General features: G+C 72.4%; 11 protein-coding genes. 8 read left to right on the top strand and 3 right to left on the bottom strand.

What is annotated here, in order from left to right:
* Positions 1-19: 19 nt before the first annotated feature.
* Positions 20-5,512 (bottom strand): pullulanase-type alpha-1,6-glucosidase, encoded by a 5,493-nt coding sequence (gene pulA / locus ACH4SE_RS23515; RefSeq protein WP_398545405.1) that lies wholly within the window; start codon positions 5,510-5,512, stop codon positions 20-22.
* Between the two features lie 442 nt (positions 5,513-5,954).
* Here pulA and ACH4SE_RS23510 point away from each other — a divergent pair, with 442 nt between their 5' ends.
* From ACH4SE_RS23510 to ACH4SE_RS23485, 6 genes are all read left to right on the top strand, one after another.
* Positions 5,955-7,253 carry an extracellular solute-binding protein gene (locus ACH4SE_RS23510; protein WP_398545404.1) on the top strand — a complete coding sequence of 433 codons (1,299 nt, stop codon included), beginning with the start codon at positions 5,955-5,957 and terminating at the stop codon, positions 7,251-7,253.
* 162 nt (positions 7,254-7,415) lie between these two features.
* The gene (locus ACH4SE_RS23505; protein WP_398545403.1) at positions 7,416-8,414 is read left to right on the top strand and encodes a carbohydrate ABC transporter permease; all 999 of its coding nucleotides are present in this window, start codon (positions 7,416-7,418) and stop codon (positions 8,412-8,414) included.
* Between the two features lie 13 nt (positions 8,415-8,427).
* Positions 8,428-9,330 carry a sugar ABC transporter permease gene (locus ACH4SE_RS23500; protein ID WP_398545402.1) on the top strand — a complete coding sequence of 301 codons (903 nt, stop codon included), beginning with the start codon at positions 8,428-8,430 and terminating at the stop codon, positions 9,328-9,330.
* Between the two features lie 113 nt (positions 9,331-9,443).
* Positions 9,444-11,180 carry a glycoside hydrolase family 13 protein gene (locus ACH4SE_RS23495; protein WP_398545401.1) on the top strand — a complete coding sequence of 579 codons (1,737 nt, stop codon included), beginning with the start codon at positions 9,444-9,446 and terminating at the stop codon, positions 11,178-11,180.
* A gap of 34 nt (positions 11,181-11,214) precedes the next feature.
* Positions 11,215-12,315: a LacI family DNA-binding transcriptional regulator gene (locus ACH4SE_RS23490; RefSeq protein WP_398545400.1), complete on the top strand. Its 1,101-nt coding sequence runs from the start codon at positions 11,215-11,217 to the stop codon at positions 12,313-12,315.
* 37 nt (positions 12,316-12,352) lie between these two features.
* On the top strand, positions 12,353-13,255 hold the full coding sequence (locus tag ACH4SE_RS23485; protein ID WP_398545399.1) for a phosphatase PAP2 family protein: 903 nt from the start codon (positions 12,353-12,355) through the stop codon (positions 13,253-13,255).
* Between the two features lie 15 nt (positions 13,256-13,270).
* On the opposite strand, the gene ACH4SE_RS23480 is transcribed toward ACH4SE_RS23485, so the two are convergent.
* The gene (locus ACH4SE_RS23480) at positions 13,271-16,267 is read right to left on the bottom strand and encodes a bifunctional [glutamine synthetase] adenylyltransferase/[glutamine synthetase]-adenylyl-L-tyrosine phosphorylase (protein ID WP_398545398.1); all 2,997 of its coding nucleotides are present in this window, start codon (positions 16,265-16,267) and stop codon (positions 13,271-13,273) included.
* A 104-nt stretch (positions 16,268-16,371) separates the two neighbouring features.
* A complete protein-coding gene (locus ACH4SE_RS23475; protein WP_398545397.1) occupies positions 16,372-17,133 on the bottom strand; it encodes a group II truncated hemoglobin in 762 nt (253 codons plus the stop codon).
* Between the two features lie 77 nt (positions 17,134-17,210).
* On the opposite strand from ACH4SE_RS23475, the gene ACH4SE_RS23470 reads away from it, so the two are divergent.
* Together ACH4SE_RS23470 and ACH4SE_RS23465 are read left to right on the top strand one after the other, a co-directional pair.
* Complete coding sequence (locus ACH4SE_RS23470) at positions 17,211-17,567, top strand: winged helix-turn-helix transcriptional regulator (protein WP_398545396.1); 357 nt, start codon at positions 17,211-17,213, stop codon at positions 17,565-17,567.
* A 218-nt stretch (positions 17,568-17,785) separates the two neighbouring features.
* Positions 17,786-18,313: a ferredoxin gene (locus tag ACH4SE_RS23465; protein ID WP_398545395.1), complete on the top strand. Its 528-nt coding sequence runs from the start codon at positions 17,786-17,788 to the stop codon at positions 18,311-18,313.
* Positions 18,314-18,327: the final 14 nt, after the last annotated feature.

Genomic DNA, 18,327 nt, shown 5'->3' with positions numbered 1-18,327 from the left:
GCGCGGCCCCGCGGTGGCGTCAGCCGGCCCGGAAGACGGCCACCGTGCGGGCCGGCACGGTGAAGGTGCCGGTCGCGGGAGCGTAGGCCGCCGTCCTGACCACCGGGTCGGAGCCGTGGGCCTGCACGGGGTGCAGTCCGTACGGGCGCCCGGCCAGCGCGCTGACCCGCTGCGAGGTGGCCCGGGGGGTCGCGTTGAAGACGACCACCAGCGGGCCCGCCGTCATCGTGATGACGCCCGGCGTCTCGTCCGCCCCCGACAGCGGGAAGCCGACCTGGCGCTGGACCTCCTCCGCGGTCGTGAGCCGGAAGGCCGGTTCGGTGGTGCGGATCCGCAGCAGGTCCTGGTACGCGGCGGAGGCGGCGCCGATCTCACCGCACCCGGGCACCGCCGCGGAGTCGGTGAGCAGCGGCGTGGCGTAGGGCCACTTGTCCTTGTTGTCGGCGGCGGGGGGCAGGCCCCGTCCGATGCCGTTGCCCTGCGTGCAGTCCCAGTGGATCGCGTTGAACCAGTCGCCGGAGTCGAAGGAGTTGCGGTCCAGCGACTTGGAGCGCAGCAGGTCGGAGCCGGCCTGGTAGAGCGCGGGCCCCTGGGAGAGCGCCGAGGTGGCCTCGGCGAGGACCTGCATGCGGGCCCGGTCGGCGGCGGAGGTGCCCTGGGGGAGCTTGTAGGTGAGGGCGTCGTAGAGGGATTCGTTGTCGTGGGCGTCGGCGTAGGCGAGCGCGTCGCCGGGCGCGTCGGCGTATCCGGCGGGGGCGCCGTTGTAGTCGATCTCCGCGCCGGTGACCTTCTTGCCGGCGGAGTCGGTGAAGCCGAACTGCCGCAGGTTGCCGGTGAGTCCGACCTTGATGAGGTCCTGGTAGTGCAGGAGGCGGGCCTTCTGCTCCTGCGGGGTGCCGTTGGCGGCCGAGGAGTTGGGGTCGGTGAAGAGGCCGGAGGCGAAGCCCTGGACGCCGGGGTCGGCGTCGAAGGGGCTGCCGCCGCGCACGGCGTCGCGCGACCGGTCGGAGAAGGTCGCGATGCCGGTCCCGGCCATGTTCGCCTGCGTGGCCTGCACGAAGCGCGCGTCGTCGGCGACCTCGCCGAAGTTCCAGCCCTCGCCGTAGAGGATGATCTTCTTGCCGTCGACGCCGTCCCTGGCGGGGGTGAGCGCGTCGAGGGCCTTGCGGACGGCGAGGATGTTGGCCTTGGGGTGGTGCCCCATGAGGTCGAAGCGGAAGCCGTCGACCTTGTACTCCTTGGCCCAGGTGACGACGGAGTCGACGACGAGCTTGCCCATCATCGCGTTCTCCGGCGCGGTGTTGGCGCAGCAGGTGGAGTTGGCGACGGAGCCGTCCGGCATGAGCCGCTGGTAGTAGCCGGGCACGATCTTGTCGAGCACGGAGGTTGCGGCCTGTCCGGCGGCGGACGTGTGGTTGTAGACGACGTCCATGACGACGCGCAGCCCTGCTCCGTTGAGCCCCTGCACCATCTGCCGGAACTCCCGCGTGCGGCCGGCGCCGTCCGGGTCCTTGGCGTACGAGCCCTCGGGCACGGTGAAGTGGTACGGGTCGTAGCCCCAGTTGTAGGCGTCGGTGGCCTGCTGCGCGGTGACGCAGGCCTGCTGGGCGTCGCTCGCCGGCCCGTAGGAGGACAGGTCGCATTCCGGGGTGGTCCGGTCGCCGGTGCGCTCGGGGACGGTGGCGAAGTCGAACGCCGGGAGCAGGTGGACGTAGCTGATGCCGGCCTTCGCGAGGTCGCGCAGATGCGTCATGCCCTTGGACGAGGTGTCGGTGAAGGCGGCGTACGTGCCGCGGTCGGCGGCCGGGACGGTGGTGTCGGCGCTGGAGAAGTCCCGGATGTGCAGCTCCTGGATCTGCGCCCGGCTCATGGGGACGGCGGCGGGCTTGCGCTCGCCGGACCAGCCCTCGGGGGCGAGCTCCGGGTCGTCGAGGTCCACCAGCAGGCTCTGCTCCGAGTCGGCGGTCAGCGCGACGGAGTAGGGGTCGGTGACCTTGTTGACGACGAGCTGCCGGACGCTCGGCGCCCACACCGTCACGTCGAACAGATAGGCCTTGCCCGTCCAGGACGCCGGGCCGCTGACCGACCAGACGCCGCTCGCGGCGTCCTCGCGCATCGGGACGGTCTTCCCGCCGATCTCCAGCGCGACCCGGTGCGCGGTCGGTGCCCACACCGACAGGCTCGGCCTGCCGTGGGCGTCGAACACCGGGCCCAGCACGGCCTGTCGGGCGGAGGCCGCGTAGAGGTCGTCGAGCACGCCCTGCGTCTGCACGCCGGTGGCGGCCAGCAGGGCGCCGTTCGCGGCGCGCTGGGTCGCGACGATCTGGCCGCGCAGCGCCTCGCGCACGCGGGCGCGGTCGCGCGGGTCGACGGTGAAGGCGGAGTAGCCCTTCAGCTGCGGGAACGCGGCGAGCTGTGCGGCGGTGAGGCCGCCGGGCACCTTCACCAGCCGCAGCCACCTGCCCTCACCGGACAGCGCGCCGTCCTTGACCGTGATGCCGCCGTCCGCCGCGTAGACGAGCTGCTGGGAGGCGGAGGGGGCGCTGGTCTGCCAGGCGACGGTGTCGCGGTCGATCCACTGGGCCTGCGCCTTGCCCAGGTCCAGGTCGGCGCCGCTGCCCTGGGGCTGCGGCAGCAGGCGGGCGGGGGTGGCCTCCAGCAGCCAGACCTCGTGGCCGGTGCCGGTGAGGTCGAGGGACTGGTCGCTGGGCAGGTCCTTGGTGTCGCCCTTGTGCAGGATGTAGCTGAGCGATGTGGCGCCCGCGGCGAGCGGGACCTCGTAGACGGCGCCGTAGGAGTCGATCCGGGCGGGCTTCAGCGGCGCGGTCCAGTCGGTGGGGTTCGCGGCACCGGTCCAGGTGTGCAGGCCCCAGCCGTCGTAGTCGCCGTCCGCCCGGTGGTAGTGCAGGATCGCCGTGGTGGTGTCCTGCGGCGGGTAGGCACCGTCCGGCGCGCTGGTGGCGACGGCCGGGCTGCCCTGGCTGATCCACACCTCGCCACCGGTGGTGAGGTCGACGGTGCGGTCGCCGTCGGTGTCCTTGACGCCGTCCTTGTTCACCACGATGAAGCCGACGGTGGACGCGCCCGGCTTGAGCCTGACGTACGCGAAGGCGCCGTAGGCGTCGCGGCCGGTGAAGGGGTGCCCGGCGGGCCAGGTCGTGGCCTCGCCGTCGGCGATGTCGCCCCAGGCGTAGAGGTTCCAGTCGGCGTAGTCCCCTCCCCCAGCGCCTTCGGCCTGGGAGGTACCCCCATGGCGCTTGTAGTGCACGATCGCGTAGTCGCGGCTGACCGCGGTCGGCGGCGCCGTCACGGGGGCCGCGCCGGTCACCGTCGCCGCGGTCGCGGAGGCGGTGCGCCCGCTCGCGTCCACCACGACGGCCTTGTAGCGCACGGGCGTTCCGGCGGCGGTACCGGCGTCGAGAACCTGCGTCACCCGGTAGGGGGCGTGGTCGGCCGAACCGAGCACCTTCCACGGGGCGTTGCCGACCTGCGCGGCGAAGACGACGCGGTTCAGGCCGCCCCCGGTGGCGACGGCGGACAGCTCCACGGTGCCGGTGGCTCCGGCGGCGGGCGCGGTGAGCGCCAGGCGCGGGGCGGTCGCGGGCTTCGGCAGCGGCCCGGCGGCGTGCAGCACGACGGCCTGGAGCGGCGGCACGGTCAGGGTGACGCTGCCGCCGCCGTCCGCGGTGAAGGCGCCGGTCGTGCCGTAGATGCCGGTGTAGGCGGCGCCCGCGGTGTTGCCCGTGGGCACGGTCACCTTCTGCGCGGTGGTGGCGTTGTTGACGGCCACGAGGTAGTCGTCGCGGCTCGCGGCGTCGGTGCGGGAGTAGGCGTAGACGCCGGGCCCGTCGCCGGGGGCGGTCCAGCGCTCGGTCTGGACGCCGTCGCGCAGTGCCGGATGGGCCTTGGTGAGCTGCGACAGCGCGGCGATCGTGCGGTAGAGCGGGTGCTGCGGGTCGTAGGCGTCGCTCGCGGCGGTGCGGTCGGTGCCGATCTCGTCGTCGTCGAGGTAGTCGGCGACGTGCGAGGCGAACATGGTCTGCCGGGCGTTCTTGTCGCCGCCGGGGGCGCCGGTGAAGCCCTGCTCGTCGCCGTAGTAGACGACCGGGTTGCCGCGGCCGAGGAACATCACCTCGTTGGCCAGCTCGTCCCGCTTCAGCAGCTCGGCGTCGCTGGCGCCCGGGTTGTCCTGGGCGAGGAAGCTGCCGATGCGGCCCATGTCGTGGTTGCCGAGGAAGGTGACCTCCTCGTACGCGTTGGCCTTGTCGGTGGTGTACCGGTAGTCCTGGCCGTAGACGCCCGCGAGCCCGGCGGGCGAGGCGCCTTGCGAGGCGTAGCGCCGGGCGGCGTCCTGGAAGGGGAAGTCGAGCGTCGCGTCGAGGCGGCCCTGCGTGACGTACGGGGAGGTGACGGCGGGGTCGGCGGAGTAGGTCTCGCCGAACATGAAGAAGTTCTTCCGGCCGTGCCGCGCGGCGTACGCGTCGAGGGCTGTGGCCCACTGCGTCCAGAAGGGCATGTCGACGTTCTTGACGGTGTCGATGCGGAAGCCGTCGACCGCGAAGTCCCTGACCCACTTCTCGTAGATCTGCTCCATGCCGTGCACGACCTCGGGGCGCTGCGTCCACAGGTCGTCGAGGCCGCTGAAGTCGCCCTGGTCGGCGCTCTCGCCGGCGAAGGTGGAGTCCCCGCGGTTGTGGTACATCGTGGGGTCGTTGAGCCAGTCCGGGACCTTGGCGTGCTTCCGGTCCGCGGGCACGGTGGGGGTGCGCGGGAAGGACGCGGCGGTGACGTCCGGGAAGCCCCTGGACCCGTCCGCGTAGGTGTCGTCGTCGAAGGGCGTGCCGTCGGCGGCGATGTACGGGAAGGCGCCCTTGGAGAGGTAGGCGGAGGTGCTGTCGGTGGTGCCGATGACGTCGGCGGTGTGGTTGGTGATGACGTCGAAGAAGACCTTCATGCCCTTGGCGTGGGCCGCCGAGATGAGCGTGCGCAGGTCGTCGTTGGTGCCGAAGTGCGGGTCGACCTGTGTGAAGTCGGTGATCCAGTAGCCGTGGTAGCCCGCCGACGCTCCCCCGGTTCCCGCGCCCTGCACGGGCTGGTTCCTGAAGATCGGCGCCATCCAGATGGCGGTGGTGCCGAGGCCCTTGATGTAGTCCAGCTTCCCGGTGAGGCCCTTGAGGTCGCCGCCCTGGTAGAAGCCCTTGTCGGTGGGGTCGTAGCCGGTGGCGAGGCGGCTGCCGGTCAGGCCGCCGCGGTCGTTGGACGGGTCGCCGTTCGCGAACCGGTCCGGCATCACGAAGTAGAACTGCTCGCGGGTGTCGTCGTGCCGGGCCGCCTGCCCGGCGAGCGCCGTGTCGGACGGCGGCGCGGGCGGCGGCGGTGCGCCGTGCGCGGCCGCGGCCGGTCCGAGGGGGACGAGGGAGGCCAGCGCCGCGAGGGCGGTGGCCGTGGCCACGCGCCGTATACGGCCGCGGTGCCTGTTCCGGTACGCGGGCAGCCTGAAGTCCAGGGCCACGGGCGGTTCTCCTTGCTGGGGACAGCCTCGCGCCCGGGTCCACGCGCATGAACCGGTCGCCACTGCGGCGTCGGTGCCGAAGCTGTCCGGGAAGGTATCGCCGCAAGGGCCTTTGCAGCAAGAGTCTGTAACCACTTCCCGTCACCTGGGGGTTCACCCCCCGCGCGGGCACGGTCCGGATCCCGTCGCCGCCCGCCGGGCCGGCGCCCGCAGAGCTCGGGCTTGCGTTCGGACGGCCCGCCGTACGGCGTACGCCAGAGCACGCCCAGGTCACGGCGGTGTCACGGATGCAGGATCTTGCAGGAAATTTCTTGCAGCCTCTTTCGCAAGGCATTACAACGCTGTTACCTTCCTGCCCAGCCCGACGGCCCACAGGGACGACATCGGCCGGCAGTCAGCCTGGCCAGGGCGAACGGGCACTTCCCTCATCAAGGAGTCAGGTATGCGACGCGGCATATCCGCCGTGGCGATGGCCGCGGCCATCGTTCTCGGGGCGACCGCCTGTGGCGGTAGTGGTAGCGACGACACGAGCGACAAGGGGGCCGCCAAGGACCCGGCGGCCGTCTCCGGGACGATCACCTACTGGGACACCTCGGACGCCAAGAACGAGGCCCCGACCTACCAGGCCCTCATCAAGGACTTCGAGGCGAAGTACCCGAAGATCAAGGTCAACTACCAGAACGTCGACTTCACCACCGTGGAGCAGAAGTTCAAGGCGGCGGCGCAGAGCGGCAAGGGCGCGCCCGACGTGATCCGCACCGACGTCGGTCTGATCCCGGAGTACGCCTCGCTGCACTACATCGCCCCGCTGGACGGCACGGCGGCGCTGAGCGACACGCAGGACTTCATCGCCGGGCCGATGAACACCACCAAGTACGACGGCAAGACCTACGGCGTGCCGTCGGTCACCGACACGCTGGGCCTCCTCTACAACAAGGAGATCTTCGCCAAGGCCGGCATCACCAAGCCGCCGGCCACCTGGGACGAGCTGATCGCCGACTCGGCCACGATCAAGGCGAAGGTGCCGGGTGTCGCGGGCACGTACGTCAACCCCGACTCGTACTTCCTCTTCCCGGTGCTGTTCGGTGAGGGCGCGGACCTCGCGGACCCGGCGGGCAAGAAGGTCACGATCAACTCGCCGGAGGCCGTCAAGGCCGTCACCGAGGCGAAGAAGGTCTACGACACCTCCTCGCTCAAGGTCGACTTCGCGAGCGCGTACGACAACATGCAGACGTCCTTCAAGACCGGCAAGGTCGCGATGCTGGTCCAGGGCCCCTGGTCGGTGGGCGACGACCTGACCGGCTCGGCCTTCAAGGGCAAGGAGGACAACCTCGGCTACGCCCCCGTCCCGGCGGGCTCGACCGGCAAGGCGCAGGCCCCGACCGGCGGCCACGACCTCGCGGTCTACCAGGGCTCCAGGAACCTGGACGCGGCCTACCTCTTCACCCAGTTCATGACGTCCTCGGCCAGCCAGCAGACGATCGCCGCGAAGAACGGCACGCTGCCCACCCGGACGTCGGCCTACACCCCCGAGGTGCTGAAGAACCAGACCATCGCGGGCTTCAAGCCGATCATGGACACCGCCCGGCCGCGCGTCGCGCTGCCGCAGGTCGGCAGCCTGTTCACGCCGCTCCAGCAGGAGTACATCAAGATCCTCCAGGGCAAGAGCTCGGTCCAGGACGGCCTGGACGCGGCGGCCAAGGAGTTCGGCAAGCTGCTCCCGGGCTACACCGTGCAGTAGCCGCCCGCGCACTCCGGACCGGCCGGCCGGGGCCCCGCCCGCACCGCGGGCAGGGGCCCACGCGCCCGGCCGGCCGGTCCGGTCCCCCGCCGCCGCACCCCACCGCCGCCACCCCGCCACAGCCGCGCACCGCCGCGGCCCAGCCGAGAGAGCCGAGGAGCGATGACCACCGCCACCATGGACGACCCCGCCCCGGGGACGTCCGCCCGCCCGCCGCGCCTGCCGCGGCCCGGCCTGATGACGTCGATCAGGCGCTCCTGGGACCGGTACTGGTACGCCTGGGCGATGGTCGCCCCGGTCGTGATCGTGCTGGCGGTCCTGGTCTTCTACCCGCTCGGCTACGGCGCGTACCTGTCGCTGACCAACGCCAACGAGACGAACGTCGCCAAGGACATCGGCCCGGTGCACATCGGCGCCACCTACCACTGGGTGGGCCTGCACAACTACTGGCAGGTGCTGGCCGGCAAGGACGGCGACTTCTACCCGCGCCTGGAGTGGACGCTGGTGTGGACGGTCGCGTGCGTCGCGATCACCTACGCCATCGGCCTGGCCATGGCGATGCTGCTCAACCGCAAGGTGAAGTTCCGGCTCTTCTACCGGCTGTGCCTGATCATGCCGTGGGCGGTGCCGGCCTTCATCGGCGTCTTCGCCTGGCGGCTCATGCTCAACTCGCAGTACGGCGTCTTCAACGACATCCTCACCGGCGTCGGGCTGCCCGCGCAGGACTGGCTCGGCTCGCCGCTGTCGCAGAAGATCGCGGTGATCATGGTGAACATCTGGGTCGGCGTGCCGTTCATGATGGTCGCCATGCTCGGCGGCCTCCAGGCAATCCCCGGCGAGCTGTACGAGGCCGCCGAGATGGACGGCGCCTCGCCGTGGCAGCGCTTCCGCAACGTCACCGTCCCGGGGCTGCGCCCGGTGACCAGCACGGTGGTGCTGCTCAGCACCGTGTGGACGTTCAACATGTTCGCGATCATCTACCTGCTGCTGGGCAACAACACCACCGGCGACACGGACATCCTGGTCACCTACGCCTACGAGAAGGCCTTCACCGGGATGTCCGACTACTCCGGTGCGGCCACCTACGGAATCGTCATCCTGCTGATCCTCGTGGCCTTCTCCACCTTCTACCGCCGCAAGTTGAAGCCCGAGCAGGCCTAGGAGCCGGATCACCATGACCGCCACCACCCACACCGGCCCGGCCGCCGCTCCCACGACCGCCCGGCCCGCCGCCGCCCCGCGGCGCCGCTCCCGGAACGAGCGCAGCCGGGGCGCCTCGATAGCCCTGCACGGCACGCTGCTGGTCGCGAGCGCGATCGCCGTCTTCCCCGTGCTGTGGATCCTGTTCATCTCGCTCGGCCCCAGCACCGCCTGGCAGCAGCCGCACGAGGTGCTGCACCACCTGGGCCTGGGCAACTACCGCTTCGTGCTGTTCCACTCGCACTTCCCGACCTGGTTCCTCAACTCGCTGATCGTGGCCGGTGCCACCACCGTGCTGGGCGTGCTGGTGTCGGCGAGCGCCGGCTACGCGATCTCGCGCATGCGCTTCCCCGGGCACAAGTCGCTGATGTGGACCTTCCTCGTCACCCAGATGTTCCCGATGGCGGTGCTGATCGTGCCGCTGTACAACCTGCTGGCGCAGCTCGACCTCATCGACACCTACGCCGGGCTGGTCCTCGTGTACTGCACGATCGCCGTGCCGTTCTGCGCGTGGATGCTCAAGGGCTACTTCGACACCATCCCGCGCGACATCGACGAGGCGGGCCGGGTCGACGGCCTCACACCGTTCGGCACCTTCTGGCGGCTGATCGTGCCGCTGGCCCGCCCGGGCCTGGCCGTCACCGCCTTCTACAGCTTCCTGACCGCGTGGGGCGAGGTGGCCTACTCCACCCAGTTCATGAGCAGCGACCACTACACCCTGGCGTCGGGTATCCGCACCTTCGCCTCCGACCAGCGCGCGGACTGGGGCTCCATGACCGCCGCGTCGGTGCTGATCGCGATACCCGCCTCCCTCGTCTTCCTGCTCGTCCAGAAGCACCTGGTGACCGGTCTGACGGCCGGCGGCACCAAGGGCTGACGCACCGCACGCACTCCCCCGCAGCACTCCCGCACCGCACGTACGTACGTACGTCCGCCCCCGCCCCGGTCGCTCCGGGGCGCCGGGCGGACCCGCACCCGACAAGGGAATCCATGAGCCAGCACCTCTCCGACGCGCCCCGCTCCGCCGCCGCTCCCGCTGCCGCCGCCGGGCACAGAGACTGGTGGCGCGATGCGGTCATCTACCAGGTGTACCCGCGCAGCTTCGCCGACGGGAACGGCGACGGCATGGGCGACCTGCCCGGCATCACCGCCCGGCTGCCGTACCTGCGCGACCTCGGCGTGGACGCGGTGTGGCTGTCGCCCTTCTACGCCTCCCCGCAGGCCGACGCCGGCTACGACGTGGCCGACTACCGTGCGGTCGACCCGATGTTCGGCACCCTCAGCGACGCCGACGACCTGGTGCGCACGGCCCACGGCCTCAGCCTGCGGGTCATCGTCGACCTCGTGCCCAACCACTGCTCCGACCAGCACGAGTGGTTCAAGCAGGCGCTGCGCGAGGGCCCCGGCTGCGCGATGCGGGACCGCTTCCACTTCCGTGCGGGCAAGGGCGCGAGCGGCGAACTGCCGCCCAACGACTGGGAGTCCATCTTCGGCGGCCCGGCCTGGACGCGCACCACGAACCCGGACGGCACCCCCGGCGAGTGGTACCTGCACCTCTTCGCGCCCGAGCAGCCGGACTTCAACTGGGACCACCCGGCCGTCCACGACGAGTTCCGCTCCGTGCTGCGCTTCTGGCTCGACCTCGGCGTCGACGGCTTCCGCATCGACGTCGCCCACGGCCTGGTCAAGGCCGCGGGCCTGCCCGACATCGGCCACGCCGAGCAGCTCGCCCTGCTGGGCAGCGCGCCCATGCCGTACTTCGACCAGGACGGGGTGCACGAGATCTACCGCGGCTGGCGGCGGATCCTCGACGAGTACCCCGGCGAGCGCATCGGCGTCGCCGAGGCGTGGACGCCCACCCTGGAGCGCGCCGCGCTCTACCTGCGGCCCGACGAGCTGCACCAGGCCTTCAACTTCGAGTACCTGGGCACCTCGTGGGACGCCGCCGAGCTGCGCCGGGTCATCGACCGCTCGCTGACGGTCATGAGCGCGGTCGACGCCCCCGCCACGTGGGTGCTGTCCAACCACGACGTCACGCGGCACGCCACCCGCTTCGCCAATCCGCCCGGCCTGGGCACGCAGCTGCGCGAGGCCGGCGACCGCGAGCTGGGCCTGCGCCGCGCGCGGGCCGCGACGCTGCTGATGCTCGCGCTGCCCGGTTCGGCGTACCTCTACCAGGGCGAGGAGCTGGGCCTGCCGGACGTCACCGACCTGCCGGACGAGGTGCGGCAGGACCCGTCGTTCTTCCGCGCCGCCGGGCAGGACGGCTTCCGCGACGGCTGCCGGGTGCCGATCCCGTGGTCGGGCAGCGAGCCGCCGTACGGCTTCGGTCCGGTCGCGGGCGGCCCGAGCTGGCTGCCGCAGCCGGCGAGCTGGGCCGGGCTGAGCGTCGAGGCGCAGACCGGCGACCCGGACTCGACGCTGGAGATGTACCGCTCGGCCCTGGAGCTGCGCCGGCGCCTGCCCGCGCTGGGCGCGGGCACGCGGGTGGAGTGGCTGGACGTGCCCGAGGGTGTGCTGGCCTTCCGGCGGGACGCGGCGGACGGCGGCGAGGGCTTCGTGTGCCTGGTGAACCTCACCGCGGAGCCGGTCACGCTGGCGGTGCCCGGCGGCCGCGCGCTGCTGTCCAGCGCCACCGGGCGGGCCCGGACGCACGACGGCCTTCAGGGCAACGGCGGCACCGCCGTCACCATCGCCGCTGACACGACGATTTGGTGGGCGATCTGACGTGGTGGCATTCCGTCCAATAGCATCCGGTGCTGTGACCGCGCGGCTCGCAGACATCGCAGCGCAGGCGGGGGTCAGCGAAGCGACGGTCAGCCGGGTTCTCAACGGCAAGCCCGGCGTCTCCGCCACCACCCGCGAATCAGTGCTGGCCGCGCTCGACATGCTGGGGTACGAGCGGCCCGTGCGGCTGCGCCAGCGCAGCGCCGGCCTGGTCGGGCTCATCACGCCCGAGCTGGAGAACCCGATCTTCCCCGCCTTCGCGCAGATCATCGGGCAGGCGCTGACCCGCGAGGGCTACACGCCCGTGCTGGCCACCCAGACGCCCGGCGGCTCCACCGAGGACGAACTGGTGGAGATGCTGGTGGAGCGGGGGGTGGCCGGCATCATCTTCGTGTCCGGCCTGCACGCCGATTCGACGGCGGACATGGAGCGCTACTCCCGCCTCCAGGGCCAGGGCGTGCCCTTCGTGCTCATCAACGGCTTCACGGAGAAGGTCAACGCGCCCTTCGTGTCGCCCGACGACCGCGGCGCCATGCGGCTCGCCGTCACCCATCTGGCGGCGCTCGGGCACCGGCAGATCGGCCTCGCGGTCGGGCAGAAGCGTTTCGTCCCCGTGCAGCGCAAGATCGAGGGCTTCGTCACGTCGATGGCCGAGGTGCTCGGCCTCGCCGAGGACGAGGCGCACGGGCTCATCCGGCACTCGCTGTTCACCCTGGAGGGCGGGCAGGCCGCCGCCGGGGCGCTGATATCGGCGGGCTGCACCGCGATCGTGTGCGCCTCCGACATGATGGCGCTCGGCGCGATCCGGGCGGCCCGTCAGCAGGGGCTGTCCGTGCCCGGGGACGTGTCGGTCGTGGGCTTCGACGACTCGCCGCTGATCGCCTTCACCGACCCGCCGCTCACCACCATCCGGCAGCCCGTCACGGCGATGGGGCAGGCCGCCGTCAACGCGCTGCTGGAGGAGATCGCCGGTACCCCGGCACCGCACAGCGAATTCGTCTTCCTCCCCGAACTCGTCGTCCGGGGCTCGACCGCCGCGGGCCCGAGCGGGCAGGGCACGCCGAGCGCGCCGCTGCCCGCGCAGGGCTCCCCCGCGCGGGCCACCCGTACGGGCGACGACCCGGCGGGAGTCTGAGCCGCACCAGGGGACAGATCTGGCAGACTGGTGTCCTATGGGGGAACCGACTGCGAAGACCGCGAATGAGACGGATGACCACTCCGTCTCGGCGCAGCACTCCAGCGGATCCCGGGCCGCCCTCGGCACGTCCGGCGAGAGCGGCACCGGTGAGCCGGGCCTGGCCCGTACGCTGCTGGAGCGGCTGCGAACCCCACGGCAGCCCAAGTTCTGGTTCGAGATCCTGCTGATCGGCGTCAGCTACTGGCTGTATTCGCAGATCAGGAACGCGGTCCCGGAGCAGCAGGTCGTCGCGCTGCGGCACGCCGACGCCGTGTGGGCGCTCGAACACCACCTCGGGTTGGCGTTCGAGCGCTCGGTCAACCACGCCGTGAACTCGGTGACGTGGCTGATCGTGGGAATGAACTACTACTACGCCACGCTGCACTTCTTCATCACCATCGGCGTGCTGGCGTGGCTCTACCTCTACCACCCGTCGCGCTACGGGCCCGCCCGGCTGGTGCTGTTCGTGACCACATGGGTGGCCCTCGTCGGCTTCTGGGCCTACCCGCTGGCGCCGCCCCGGCTGATGACGGGCGGCGGCTTCGTCGACACCGTGCTGGTGCACCACACCTGGGGCTCGCTGTCGCAGGGCAGCCTGGCGAAGGTGTCCAACCAGTACGCGGCCATGCCGTCGATGCACATCGGCTGGTCGCTGTGGTGCGGGATCACCATCGTCTCGCTGGCCAAGCCGCTGTGGGCGCGGATCCTCGGCGGCCTCTACCCGGTGTTCACGCTGCTGGTGATCGTCTCGACCGGCAACCACTTCTGGATGGACGCGGTGGGCGGCGCGGTGTGCCTGGGCTTCGGCTTCGGCGTGGTGTGCCTGGTCTACGGGCGGTGGGTGTACGCGCTGCCGAAGTACGCGACGGGCGCGCTGATACTGGAGGACCCGGCCTGACGCCCCCTGCGTGCGTCAGCCCTGGTAGAAGATCCGCTCCACGACCGCCCTCGCCCGGCGGGTGCGGCGGCGGTAGTCGTCGAGCATGTCGCCGACGTGGCCGGGGGGGAAGCCCAGGTAGCGGGCCACCGCCGCCAGCTCGCGGCCGTCTCCGGGGAAGGTGTCGCCGGGGCGTCCGCGTACCAGCATGACGGCGTTGCGGACCCGGGTGGCCAGGACCCACGCCTCGTCCAGCACCTCCGCGTCCGCCGCGTCCACGAGCCCCGCCGCCGCCGCGGCGGCCAGGGCCTCCCGGGTGCCGGTGGTACGCAGCTCGGGGAGCCGGCCGGCGTGCTGGAGCTGGAGCAGCTGCACCGTCCACTCGACGTCGGACAGCCCGCCGCGGCCCAGCTTGGCGTGCAGCGTCGGGTCGGCGCCGCGCGGCATCCGCTCGGACTCCATCCGCGCCTTGAGCCGGCGGATCTCGCGTACGGCCTCGTCCTCCAGGCCGCCGGCCGGGTAGCGCAGCGGGCCGACCAGCTCGGTGAAGCGCTCGCCGAGCCCGGTGTCCCCGGCGACCGGGGTGGCCCGCAGCAGCGCCTGGCTCTCCCACACCAGCGACCAGCGCCGGTAGTAGGCGGCGTAGGAGGCGAGGGTGCGGACCAGGGGGCCGCTCTTGCCCTCGGGCCGCAGGTCGGCGTCCACCAGCAGCGGCGGATCGGCGGTGGGGATCTGGAGCAGGCGGCGCAGCTCGTTGGCGACGGCGAGCGCGGCGCGCCCGGCCTCCTCCTGGTCGGCACCGTCGCAGGGCTCGTGGACGAACAGCACGTCGGCGTCGGAGCCGTAGCCGAGCTCGCGGCCGCCGAAGCGGCCCATGCCGATGACGGCGAAGCGGGTGGGCATCGGCCGGGTGTCGTCCCCGGTCACCGCGTTGACGGCGGCCCGCAGCGCGCCCGCGACCGTCGCGGAGGTCAGGTCGAAGACCGCGCGGCCGACACGGTCGACGAGGTCGGCGGGGGGCACCCGGTCGGCCTCCCGTGCCACGTCGTCGCCGTAGGTGTCGATGAGGTCGGCCGCCGCGGTGCGGAACAGCTCGCGGCGGCGCACCCCGCGGACGGCGGCGATGGCCTGCTCGGGGCCTTCGGCGCGGCCCACCGCGGCCAGCACCTCCTGCTCCAGCGCGGTGCCGTCGCGCGGGGCCAGGCCCTCGGCGGAACCGAGCATCGCGACCGCCTCGGGGGCGCGCATCAGCAGGTCGGGGGCGAGCCGCCCGGAGGACAGCACGCGGGCCAGCCGCTGGGCGGTGGCGCCCTCGTCGCGCAGCAGCCGCAGATACCAGGGGGTCTTGCCGAGCGCGTCGGAGACCTTGCGGAAGCCGAGCAGGCCGGCGTCCGGGTCGGCGGAGTCCGCGAACCAGCTGAGCAGCACGGGCAGCAGGGTGCGCTGGATCGACGAGGCGCGGCTCACGCCGCTGGCGAGCGCCTCCAGGTGGCGCATCGCGGCGGCCGGGTCGTCGTAGCCGAGCGCCTGGAGGCGCTGCCGGGCGGCGTCGGTGCTCAGGCGGGTGTCGTCGGTGCCGAGCTGGGCGACGGACTCCAGCAGCGGGCGGTAGAAGAGCTTCTCGTGCAGCCGCCGCACCTCCACGGCGTGCCGCTTCCACTCCCGGTTGAGGCTCGCGACGGGTTCGGAGCGGTAGCCCAGGCCCCGGCCGAGCCGGCGCAGGCCCGCCTCGTCGTCGGGGACGAGGTGGGTGCGGCGCATCCTGTACAGCTGGATGCGGTGCTCCATGAGCCGCAGGAAGCGGTAGGCGGAGTCGAGTGAGGCGGCGTCCGCGCGGCCGACGTAGCCGCCCTCGGCGAGCTGCGCGAGCGCGGTGAGCGTGGTGGGGCTGCGCAGCGAGGCGTCGGTGCGGCCGTGCACGAGCTGGAGCAGCTGCACGGCGAACTCGACGTCCCTCAGGCCGCCGGGACCGAGCTTGAGCTCGCGGTCCACCTGCGCGGCGGGGATGTTGTCGACGACCCGGCGGCGCATCTGCTGCACGTCGGTGACGAAGTGGTCGCGCTCGGCGGCCTGCCACACGAGCGGGCGGATCGCGGCCGTGTACTCGGCGCCGAGCGCGGGGTCGCCCGCGACGGGGCGGGCCTTCAGCAGCGCCTGGAACTCCCAGGTCTTCGCCCAGCGTGCGTAGTACGCCAGGTGGCTGGACAGCGTCCGCACCAGCGGCCCGTTCTTGCCCTCCGGCCGCAGGTTGGGGTCGACCGGCCAGATCGTGCCCTCGGCGGTGGTGTCGGAGCAGATCCGCATCATGCGCACCGCGAGCCGGGTCGCCGCCTGGAGCGCCTCGGTCTCCGCGACGCCCTCCGCGGGCTCGGCCACGAAGATGACGTCGACGTCCGAGACGTAGTTCAGCTCGTGGCCGCCGCACTTGCCCATGCCGATGACGGCGAGGCGCGCGGCCGCGGCGTCCTGCGGGGTCTCGGCGGAGGCGATGGCCAGGGCGGCACGCAGCGTGGCGGTCGCGAGGTCGGCCAGCTCGGCGGCCGTACGCACCAGGTCACTGGTCCCGCACACGTCGCGCGCGGCTATCCCGAGCAGGCACCGCCGGTACGCCGCGCGCAGCGCGTCCGGGTCGGTGGCCGCCGCGAGGCCCCGCTCGAACTCCGCGACCCCCGGGTGCAGGTCGGCCGCCTCGTACGTGACGAGTGCGTGCCAGTCCGCGGGGTGCCGGGCCAGGTGGTCGCCGAGCGCCTCCGACGCGCCCAGCACGCCCAGCAGCCGGTCCCGCAGCGGCTTCGCCGTCGTCACGGTGTCCAGCAGCACCCGGCGCTCCTCGGGCGCGAGCGCCTCCACCAGCCGCACCAGGCCCAGCAGCGCCAGATCCGGATCCGCCGTCGCCCCCAGCGCCTCCAGCAGCACCGGATCGGTCCTGGCCTCCGCGAGCGCGTCCCCCTCGAGCAGCCGCTCGGCCCCCGCGGGGTCGGTGAACCCGTGCCGGAGCAGCCGGGTGAACGTACTGCTGCGGCGTCCCTGCATCGGCCCTCCCGGTCCGTCCCGTCCACCATATCGGGCCGCCTTGCGCCCCGCGCCCCGGCGTGGGGGCGGGGCGGAAGGCGGCCCCGGGGCCGGGAGGAGCCGGGTCAGCCGCGGTAGGGCGGGGTGACGCCCCAGTCCCAGCGCGGCATCGGCGACTCGGGCAGCGGCGGCGGGTTCGGGCCGGAGTAGAGCAGCGCCATCCGCGTGCCCCACTCCAGGTAGTACGCGAAGACGGCACGGAATTCCGGGTCGTCCGGGAGGCCCACCTCGTCCGCGGTGTCGGTGAGCAGCCCGACCCAGCGGCGCCGCTGCTCCTCGGTGAGACCCCGGCCCAGGTGCCGGGAGGCCATGTGGCGGTGGCCGCCGTGCCCGGTGCTGTAGACGGCGGGGCCGCCGAAGACCTCGCCGAGCCAGGCGGCGACGTGCCGCGGGTGGTCCGGGTGCATCCCGGCGAAGACCGGCGCGAGCACGTCGTCCTCGGCGACGCGCGCGTAGAAGCGGGTGAAGAGCCTGTCGAAGGCCTCGGCACCGCCCGCCCACGCGTACAGCGTCGGCAGCGAGGCGCCCTTCCCCGCCACATCGGTGACCTCGTAGTGCCGCATCTCCTCGACGGCCCCGACGTACGGCCGGATCTCCGCGAAGAACGCCGGGAAGTGCCCGCCCTTGCGAAAGCCGTCGAGGTGGCCGGCGGCGGAGGTCCAGCGGATGCGGAGGACGTAGGCGCCGGGGTCCTCGGCGCAGCGGGCCAGCTCGTAGTCCACGCACTGCTCGGCCTGCCCGAGCGGTACGGCGGCCCGCGCGTAGGCCTGCTCGAACGCCTCCCGGTCGGATGCGGCGATCCGGTAGCGGATGTACTCGACAATCATGGGAGGACCCAAACAACGCGCCGGGACGGGTGGCAAGAACCCACCCGGTGGTGAGCAGCCGGAACAGGACACGCCAGATGACGACCGTACCGCCGCCCCGGGAGCCGTCGTGCCCCGTCGAGCTGACCCTGGAGGTCATCGGCGGCAAGTGGGCCACGGTGATCCTGGCCCACCTCAAGGAGGGCGTCCACCGCTACGGCGAACTGCGCCGCCGAATCCCCGGGGTGAGCGAGAAGATGCTGGTCCAGCGCCTGCGCGGCCTGGAGTCCCGCGGCCTGGTCGAGCGCCGCGCGGCCGGCCCGAAGGGCTCGGAGGTCGTCGAGTACCGCCTGACGGAGGAGGGCGCGAGCCTGGTCCCGGTCCTCGATGCCCTCTATACGTGGGGCCTGTCCCGGGCCGCCCGGACCGGTGTCCGGTTCCCGCCCCCGGAATGAGTGATTCCGCAGCCGCGGGGCGCGGGGAGGTCGCTCTTGCGCCGCGGCGCTCAGCTCCCGAAGGCGTACGCCGCCGCACCTTGACCCCGCGCATGCGGGTCCTCGCCGACGCGGTCAACTTTCCGCTGTGACCGGCACTTCATCCTCACCGCACCCCACGAGGAACGGGGCACGGCACCCCGAAACGGGGTGGAGCCGCGCGCGATTAGCATTCCGCCGTGGACCTCTACTTCGACGCGGTGCCTCTGCTCGGCGACGCCCGTGATTCCTTTCGGGGGCAGTGGTCGGAGCGTCAGTGGCTCAACGTACCGGGGCCGTTCTACGGGGCCGAGACCGACAACTGCGGGACGGGGCGGATCCACGCCCCGGGGCTCGTTCTCTACGAGGCCGACTACTTCACCGAGTACGTGTACCGACAGCCGCGGAATCCGGAAGAGCTTCGGCAACTGGTCGACGCGGCCCAGCAGGAGGTCTTCGGCGGTTACGGCTGCGACGGGGACAGCCACTGGACGCCGGCGTCGGTCCGGGAGTGGTGGCGGGAGCGGCGGCGGGTCGTCGAGTATCTGGCGGATCGGCGGGCCGACTGGGAGGCCGACGACGCGAAGGCCGGGCAAGGGGTGGCCGCCGCCGCTCTGGAGTACACCGCCTACATCGAGGGCGGGTTGGCGTCGCACCTCCGCGTCTACCTCTTCTGGCTGGAGGAGCGGCGTTCCCCCGCGGCCACGGACCGGCTGCCCGTGCTCTGACGGACGGAAGCGCT

Origin of the sequence: Streptomyces sp. NPDC020983 (genome assembly GCF_044333485.1) — a bacterium.
Classification (GTDB): domain Bacteria; phylum Actinomycetota; class Actinomycetes; order Streptomycetales; family Streptomycetaceae; genus Actinacidiphila.
The sequence above is the reverse complement of the archived record's forward strand: the minus strand, read 5'-3'. Positions and strand labels throughout refer to the sequence as shown.